This is a genomic window from Nonomuraea rhizosphaerae (assembly GCF_019396405.1).
GTDB classification, from domain to species: Bacteria; Actinomycetota; Actinomycetes; order Streptosporangiales; family Streptosporangiaceae; genus Nonomuraea; species Nonomuraea rhizosphaerae.
The window spans coordinates 1-7,643 of the sequence record NZ_JAHKRL010000201.1 but is presented as its reverse complement, the minus strand read 5'-3'; the positions used below and the strand labels follow the sequence as shown (position 1 = coordinate 7,643).

General features: G+C 70.6%; 9 protein-coding genes. 7 read left to right on the top strand and 2 right to left on the bottom strand.

Annotated elements, in window-relative coordinates:
* Positions 1-437: ATP-binding cassette domain-containing protein (locus tag KME77_RS09770; protein WP_219464363.1), on the bottom strand; the 437-nt coding region annotated here is incomplete at its 3' end.
* Between the two features lie 139 nt (positions 438-576).
* Between KME77_RS09770 and KME77_RS09765 the strand changes: the two genes are divergently transcribed.
* The 7 genes from KME77_RS09765 to KME77_RS09735 all read left to right on the top strand — a co-directional run bounded on the left by KME77_RS09765 (position 577) and on the right by KME77_RS09735 (position 7,164).
* On the top strand, positions 577-2,148 hold the full coding sequence (locus KME77_RS09765; RefSeq protein ID WP_219464361.1) for an SPFH domain-containing protein: 1,572 nt from the start codon (positions 577-579) through the stop codon (positions 2,146-2,148).
* Entirely contained in the window at positions 2,145-3,377 is a 1,233-nt protein-coding gene (locus KME77_RS09760) for an SPFH domain-containing protein (RefSeq protein WP_219464354.1), read from the top strand. Before KME77_RS09765 ends, KME77_RS09760 begins: the two co-directional genes overlap by 4 nt.
* Before the next feature lie 9 nt (positions 3,378-3,386).
* Positions 3,387-4,160, top strand: coding sequence for a sporulation protein (locus KME77_RS09755; RefSeq protein WP_219464343.1), 774 nt, complete (start codon positions 3,387-3,389; stop codon positions 4,158-4,160).
* Positions 4,161-4,340: 180 nt separating this feature from the next.
* Positions 4,341-5,381 (top strand): hypothetical protein, encoded by a 1,041-nt coding sequence (locus KME77_RS09750; protein WP_246609512.1) that lies wholly within the window; start codon positions 4,341-4,343, stop codon positions 5,379-5,381.
* Complete coding sequence (locus KME77_RS09745; RefSeq protein WP_219464341.1) at positions 5,378-5,989, top strand: hypothetical protein; 612 nt, start codon at positions 5,378-5,380, stop codon at positions 5,987-5,989. Before KME77_RS09750 ends, KME77_RS09745 begins: the two co-directional genes overlap by 4 nt.
* A 10-nt stretch (positions 5,990-5,999) precedes the next feature.
* Positions 6,000-6,800, top strand: a complete 801-nt coding sequence (locus KME77_RS09740) for an inositol monophosphatase family protein (RefSeq protein WP_219464334.1) — start codon at positions 6,000-6,002, stop codon at positions 6,798-6,800.
* Between the two features lie 121 nt (positions 6,801-6,921).
* Positions 6,922-7,164 carry a hypothetical protein gene (locus tag KME77_RS09735; RefSeq protein ID WP_219464331.1) on the top strand — a complete coding sequence of 81 codons (243 nt, stop codon included), beginning with the start codon at positions 6,922-6,924 and terminating at the stop codon, positions 7,162-7,164.
* 13 nt (positions 7,165-7,177) lie between these two features.
* Here KME77_RS09735 and KME77_RS09730 read toward each other — a convergent pair.
* The coding region (locus KME77_RS09730; protein ID WP_281424089.1) for an SLC13 family permease at positions 7,178-7,643 on the bottom strand (466 nt) is incomplete at its 5' end.

Sequence of the window (7,643 nt, the reverse complement as noted above, 5' to 3'; positions counted from 1 at the left end):
TGCTCGGTGAGCCCGCCCGCCTCGATCAGCTCGTCGGTGGCCAGCGGGCGGGTCCTGCCGGGGGTGGAGTACGGCGTGTAGTAGCGGCCCAGGTGGTCGAGCAGGTCGCGGACCCGCCAGCGGCCGTGGTCGCGCCACGACTGGAGCACCACGCCGACCCTGGCCCGCCACCGCTCGTCGCCGTGGACGGGGTCGGTGCCGAGCACCTTGACCTCGCCGCCGGCCGGCACCCGGAATCCCTCCAGGATCTCGATCGTGGTCGTCTTGCCCGCGCCGTTCGGGCCGAGCAGCGCGATCACCTCGCCCGGGTGCACGGCGAAGTCGACCCCTCGTAAGACCTCCCGCGTCCCGTAGCGCATGTGCAGGTCACGTACGTCGATGACCGCGGCTTCCCGCCCGGGTGCCGTCGACGTGGTGACCTCGGTCAATGCCTTCATCGGCCCTCCCGTAGTAGGTCTACTACATTGATAGCACACCTGCTATTGAGCGCAATAGACCTGTGACATGGCATTGCAAGCGAACAGTAAGTCACACCCGATACGGTCGAAATCGCCTGTAGCGGAAAAGGAAGGTGCGATGTCGCGACCCAGAGAGGCGTTCATCCAAGCAGGTCAGGGCATAGCCCAGGCGGTCGCCCAAGGCGGTGACCTACGCCAGGCCGTCGGCCAGGCCATGGACCAGGCGAGCCAGTACGCCGGCCAGGCCCAGGCCCAGGGCTTCGCCCTCAATCCCCACGACTTCGCCGCCGCCCGCGACGGCGGGGTGTCCGTGGGCACCCTGATAGAGGCCCGGTCGGCGTCACTGAACGAGGCCGGGGAGATCATCAACCGCAGTTTCGCCGAGAACGGCATGCACGTCATATCCCCCGTCGTGATCCCCAAGGGCAGCACGGCGAAGGTGGTGGTGCCGCTGGGCATCCTGGTCGTGCTCGGCCTGATCGGCGCGCTCGGCAACGTCATACCCAACACCGATCTGTTCTTCGGCCCGCACTACTGGGTCGTGCTCGTGCTCGCGGCCGCGTTCCTGTGGTGGCGGCGCAGCGTCGTGATGGTGCCCGAGGGCTGCAAGGCGCTGATCACGAAGTTCGGCAAGCTGGTGCAGATCGCCGACCCGGGCAGGGTGACGCTGTTCAACCCGTGGAAGCGGGTCAGCTACATCGTCAACACCACCCGCGAGTACCCGTTCAACGCCCCCATCCGCGAGGCGCCGACGCAGCAGGGCGTCAAGGCGAGCGTGGACCTGTTCCTGCAGTTCAGGATCGAGAACCCGGCGGAGTTCATCTTCGTGCTCGGCTCGGTCAGCGGCTTCCAGTCCAAGCTGCAGAACGCCATCAGCGAGGTCACCCGCTCCCTCATCTACGCCCAGCGCGCCGAGGACATCTACGACCTGGTGGGCGAGAGCACCGTGGGCATGCTGGACAACCTCAACCAGCAGTTCCTGCCCGCCGTACGCCTCACCGACGTGAACATCACGCACGCCGAGCCGTCCAGCCAGGAGTACCGGATGGACCTGGCCGCGCCCGAGATGGTGCGCGTCGCCAAGGAGGCCTACACCTACGAGTACGAGCTGCAGCTGCGCAAGGAGCAGAACGAGGGCGACCTGGTCAAGGAGCTGGCCGGGCTCCAGGAGACGCTGAGCGCGATCCAGGCCGAGATCGCCGGCTACCAGGCCCGCATGGACACCGCGCTGGAACGCGCCTCCCACCAGGCCAAGGCGCAGGCCAGGCAGCGCCTGGTCGAGGCCGAGTCCTCGGCCAACGCCAACTCGGCGCTGCTGGAGGCGCAGGCGCTCGACATCAGGGCGCTCAGCGCGGCCGAGGCGCCGGAGATCCTCGACTACCGCTTCCAGCAGGACCTGCTGGACAAGCTGGAGTCCGTCTCGGCCCGGCTGCCGCAGGTGGTGCAGGTGGGCGAGCAGACCGACATCGACTTCCTGGCCCTGGCCCAGCAGCTGGTGGGCGGCAAGGGCGCGGCGCTGTTCTCGCCCGAGGACATGGCCGCCATCCGCGCCAGGCTGACCGAGATCGCCAAGCGTGTGGAGGGCAGGGAGACGGAGATCGCCATCCTGCTGAGAAAGGTCGCCGAGGAAGTGGCGGAGGGTCCGGAAGTGGCCGGCGAGCTGCCGAGCATCGAGGGTGAGGTCCGATGAGCCGCGAGTTCTCGAAGATCAAGGAGTCGCTGGCCTCCTGGTCCGACATCCGCCAGCTCCTGCGGGGCGGCGAGCAGGGCCAGCTCGTCCCGGTCGTCATCCCCAAGGACCGGCGCGGCTTCGCCTGGATGACACTGATCTTCTTCGCCGTGTATCTGGCGGGGATGGCCGCGACCGGCACCATGGTGCTGACGGCCTCGCTGGCGGCGGTGTTCTTCCTGGTCGTGGCGCTGATCTGGATGTGGCGGCGGGCGATCATCGAGATCGAGGAGGGCACCACCGGCGTGCGCAGCCGCTGGGGCGCCATCACCGGCACGCTGCCGCCCGGCCGCCACTACCTGTGGCTGCCGTGGGACCGGGTGGACGCGGTCGTCGACACCTCCACGGAGATCCCGTACTCGGCGCCGATCGTGGCCTGCCCGACGGCCGAGAACGTGCCGCTGAAGTCGATCGAGTTCTTCCTGAAGTTCCGCATCGTGGACCCGGTCGCGTTCGTCCGGACGATCGGCGCGGGCAACTTCGACCTGGTGCTGTCGAGCGCCGTGCAGGACGCGATCCGGCAGCGCAGCCGCAGGGTCAACACCGAGCGCGCCTACGACCTGCGCGGCTCCGACGTCGGCGACATGCAGGAGGCGCTCAACCGGCAGCTGGGCCGCTACGGGGTGCGCGTCACCGGCGCCAACATCCCGGACGTGCAGCTCCCCGACCAGTACCAGCAGCACCTGGCCACCAGGGAGAAGGTCGCCAAGGAGCTGTCGGCCTACGAGCGCGAGTGGGAGCTGACCAGGAAGCGCCGCATCGACACCCTGCTGATGGAGATCGAGCGCTCCAAGAAGACCCGCGACGCCCGCGTCGTGGAGGTCAAGGCCGCGCACAACAAGGCGCGCAAGGACGTGGCGCGCATGCTGGAGGAGCAGGAGACCGAGGCGCAGCGGGTGCGCTGGGAGATCGAGGCCCGCGGCCGCGCCGAGCTGACGGCGGCCGAGAACGAGGCCAAGGCCCTGCGCAGGCTGGCCGACTCCTACCGCGACAACCGGGCCGTGCTGCAGTACGAGCTGGCCCGCAGGCGCCTGGACGTGGGCGCCAAGCTGGCCGAGAACGCCCCGCAGCCGCTGGTGGTCCGCACCCAGCAGGGCACGGGCGACTCCGCGCTGTCGACCCTGCTGCTGGCCCAGCTCCTCCCCAGGCTCTCGGGCACACCCAACGGTGAGAAGAACCCCGCGTCATAGGAGAACCCCATGGTGTTCCGGAAACTGATGGCCGCGTTCGGCGCGGGCGTCGAAGTGGACACGGTGCTCAACGGCACCGGCGTACGGCCCGGCGAGACGATGCGCGGAGTGGTGCACTTCCGCGGCGGCGGCGCCGACTACAAGGTCGAGGGCATCTACCTCGACCTGACCGCGGTGGTCGAGGTGGAGCGCGGCGGCGAGGAGTACAAGACCACCTACGGCTTCCTGCGCCGGCAGGTGGCCGGGACGTTCCAGCTCAACGCCGGCGCGCAGCACAGCCAGCCGTTCGAGATCGTCATCCCGTGGGAGACGCCGATCAGCGCCATCGGCGGCCACCCGCTGCACGGGATGCGGCTGGGCGTGCAGACGGAGCTGGCGCTGGCCGGCGCGATGGACAAGGGCGACCTGGACCCGCTGTTCGTCAACCCGCTGCCGGCGCAGGAGTACGTGATCGCCGCGCTGGACAGGCTGGGCTTCCGGTTCAAGAAGGCCGACCTGGAACGCGGCACGCTGCGCGGCTCGACGATGCCGTTCTTCCAGGAGATCGAGTACTACGCGGGCGGGCAGTGGCGGCGCCACTTCAACGAGCTGGAGCTGACGTTCATCGCCGGGCCGCGGCAGATGGACGTCATCCTGGAGGCGGACAAACGCGGTGGCTTCCTGACCTCCAGCCATGACGCCTACAACCGGTTCACGGTCCGCTACGACGACCATCCCGGCTCGGCCGACCAGGCGCTCCAGCACGGCCTGGAGGCCATGGCGCGGCACCGCGGCTGGTTCTAGCCCGCCCGGCCTGACTCGCCCGGCCTGACTCGCCCGGCCTGACTCGCCCGGCCTGACTCGCCCGGCCTGACCGTGCGGGTAAGGGGCGGCGCCCTGCGCCGCCCCTTTTCGTGTGCTGGCAGTCGCTTGGCCCGCTCGTTACGATGAAGGCGACTGATCGTCGGGGATACGGGGCGAGGGATGGCACGGTTCACGGCGGCCCTGAAGCGGTTCGCCCCCTGGGCGGCCCAGAACGCCGACGGCGCCATCGCCCTGGGGCTGGCCATCGTGGTGGGCGTGCTCGGCATCATGCCCGACGAGATCTTCGGCCGTAACGGCTCGGAGGTGCAGGGGCAGCTCGTCAGCGCGGCGACGCTGGTGATCCTGGCGCTGGTGGCCACCGCGCTGCTGCGCGACCGCGCCCGCCAGACGCCGATGGAGGAGACGATCACCTCCGGCGCGCTCGCCCAGCTCCCGGTGCGGCTGGCCCGGCTGGAGGACATCGAGAAGCTGGTCTCGGGCACCCGGCGGGCGCTCGACTCGCTCCAGCTCGTCAGGGTGCTGGTCAGCAGGCAGGAGATCGCGCAGGCGCTCGCCGACGCCCGCAAGGACACCACGCGGTGGAGCTTCAAGGGCGGCACCGGCACCTACATGCGCGCCGTCACGCTGCCCGAGTGCGTGGCCGCGGCCCGCAAGATCAAGCGCCACCTGACGGTCCGGATCGAGGTCATCGACCCGTCCAACCTGGAGGTCTGCGAGACCTACGCCCACTATCGCCGCTCGCTGTCCGACACCCCCGACGGCACCGGCGAGACGTGGACGGTCGACCGGGTCAGGAAGGAGTCCTACGCGACGATCCTGGCCGCGTTCTGGCACCGCCAGCGCTACGGCCTGCTGGACATCGGCGTGGGGCTGTCCTCGACGATGACGACGTTCCGGTGGGACGTCTCGGCCACCCGCCTGATCATGACCGTCGAGGACCCCAACCGGGCGATGACCGCGCTGGCCGACACCTTCTACTACGAGAACTGCGACACCGAGCTGCGGCTCAGCTTCGAGCAGGCCCGGCTGGTGCCGCTGGAGATGTACAAGAAGGTGCCGCTAAGCGACGAGCCCACGGTCGAGGAGGTGCAGGAGCTGTTCGCCCGCATCTCGGTGCCGCTGCCCCGCTCCTACGACGACCGCGACGTGGTCGACATCGCCCGCAAGGCGCTGCGCGCCGTGGACCCGTACGGGCCGTGAACCCCGTCCACGAGGAGTTCGCCCGGGGCCGGGCCCGGCCGTGGGCGCTGGAGGCGCTGTCCAAGGGCGGTCTGCGGGCCGTGCGGCACCCGCTCGGCTTCGTCTGCCTGCCGTTGGAGCGCGACGGCGGCGACGGCGTCTGCCTGCACCTGTGGTCCGGCGCGTTCGGGCCCGCCGCGAGCACCACGTCGGGCATCCACTGCCACAGCTGGGACCTGGTCAGCCACGTGCTGTACGGGCAGATGCGCAACGTGCACGTGCTGGTCACCGACGCGGGCCGCGACGCGACGCACCGGGTGTTCGAGGTGGTCAGCTCGGCCGGCGGCGACCGCATCACGCCCACCGGCCGGACCGTGCGGCACGAGACGGGGCTGGTGGAGGTGTTCGGGGCGGGCGACACGTACACGCTGGCCGCGGGCCGCTTCCACAGCAGCGTGGTGCCGGAGGGCGGCGAGGCGGCCACGATCGCGCTGGGCAGCGGCCGGCCGGGCAGCCGCGACCTGTCGCTCGGGCCGCTCGACACGGCCGGGCACCACGTGTTCAGGCAGCCGCTCGACGACGAGGAGACGGCGCTCGCCGTACGTTTGATGGCCGACCACCTGACCTGAGGGGTGCCCGATGGACCTGGATCACGCGCGAGCGGTCGCCGTCGCCGCCGCCGAGGCCGCGGGCGGCCTGCTCGCGACGGGCACCCGCGGCGCGCTCGGGACGCGCTCCAAGGGCGGCTCCGGCGACGTGGTGACCGAGCTGGACCTGGCCTCGGAGAAGCTGCTGGTCGAGCGGATCCTGACCGCCTTCCCCTCCCACTCGGTGATCGCCGAGGAGTCGGGGCTGATCGGCGCGGCCGGCGGCGAGTGGACGTGGCTGGTCGACCCGCTCGACGGCACCAACAACGTGGTCATCGGCCTGCCCGCGTACGTCGTGGGGGTGGCCCTGTGCCGCTCGGGGCGTCCCGTCCTGGGCGTGGTGCACGATCCCGTCTCCGCCCAGACGTGGTCGGCGATCCGCGGCTGCGGCGCCGTCACCTCCTCGGGGGCGCGGCTGGCGCCGCCGTACCGGCCCTCCCCGCACGGGCCGCTGCTGGCCTGGACGCAGGGGTACGCGGTGCCCAGGGGCGACGCCGCCGCGCGGGCCATCAAGCAGGCCATGGAGCTGCGCGCGCGCCGGGTGCTGCAGCTGTGGGCACCGCTGCTGTCGTGGGCGATGCTGGCCAGGGGCGACATCGACGGGATCATCGGCTACCGGGCCGAGGCGGTGGACCTGCCCGCCGGGGCGCTGATCGCGCGGGAGGCGGGCATCGAGATCCGGGCGCTCGACGGCGGCCCGTTCCAGGAGGGCTTCGACGGGACGGCCGACGACCGCAGCTTCGTGGCCGCCCATCCGCGGGCGATGCCGGACCTGCTCTCCCTACTCCCTTGATCAGGGATCTCTGGGAAAAAATCCACAGAAACTGTGTGTCTTTTGTCGATGAGTTCCGCTCTCGTTCGATGTCTATTTAGAGACGCCGCGAGAACACGGCGCACGGCGAGAGGAGCCCGACATGATGAACACGACCGAGCTGGCGCAGGTGCTCTTCTCGACCGCGCTGCAGCCGTCCGACGAGCTGTCCCCGTTCCAGATCCGCGAGGCCGTGGACGAGCGGCTGTGCGCGTGCGGCGGCGACGCGTCCTGGTGCGCGGCGTACGTGGCGCAGGAGGCCGGCGACCACCCCGACACCTACGTCACGCGGATGCGCTGGGCGCTCGGCGCGGTGGCCGGCGCCTACGAGCTGGTCGCCGCCTGATCAGCCAAACCCGTCAGCCGAACTGCACGAGGGCCCACACGCAGGCCACCACGCCGACGACCGCCAGGCCCGTGCCGGTGCCCAGGAAGCGGCGCATCGGCACCTGGACGTCGTGGCGGCGGCACGACTCGAACCACAGCAGCGTCGCCAGCGACGCCCACGGCGTGATCACGGGACCCACGTTGGTGCCGACCAGCAGGGCCAGCAACTGGTCCCGCGAGCTGACCGGGATGACCCCCTCCAGCGCCTGGTAGGCGGGCAGGTTGTTGATCAGGTTGGACAGCCCGGCCCCGACCGCGGCCGTCCGGTACGGGTCGCCCCCGGCGCCGATCATCCAGCGCATCAGGTCGGCCAGCCCGTACCTGCTGAGCGTAGGCACCACCAGGAACAGCCCGGTCACGAAGATGAGCAGCTGCCAGGGGATCAGGCTCAGCGTCAGCCGCGCGCGATCGCGCGCGAAGAACGCCGCCACCACGATC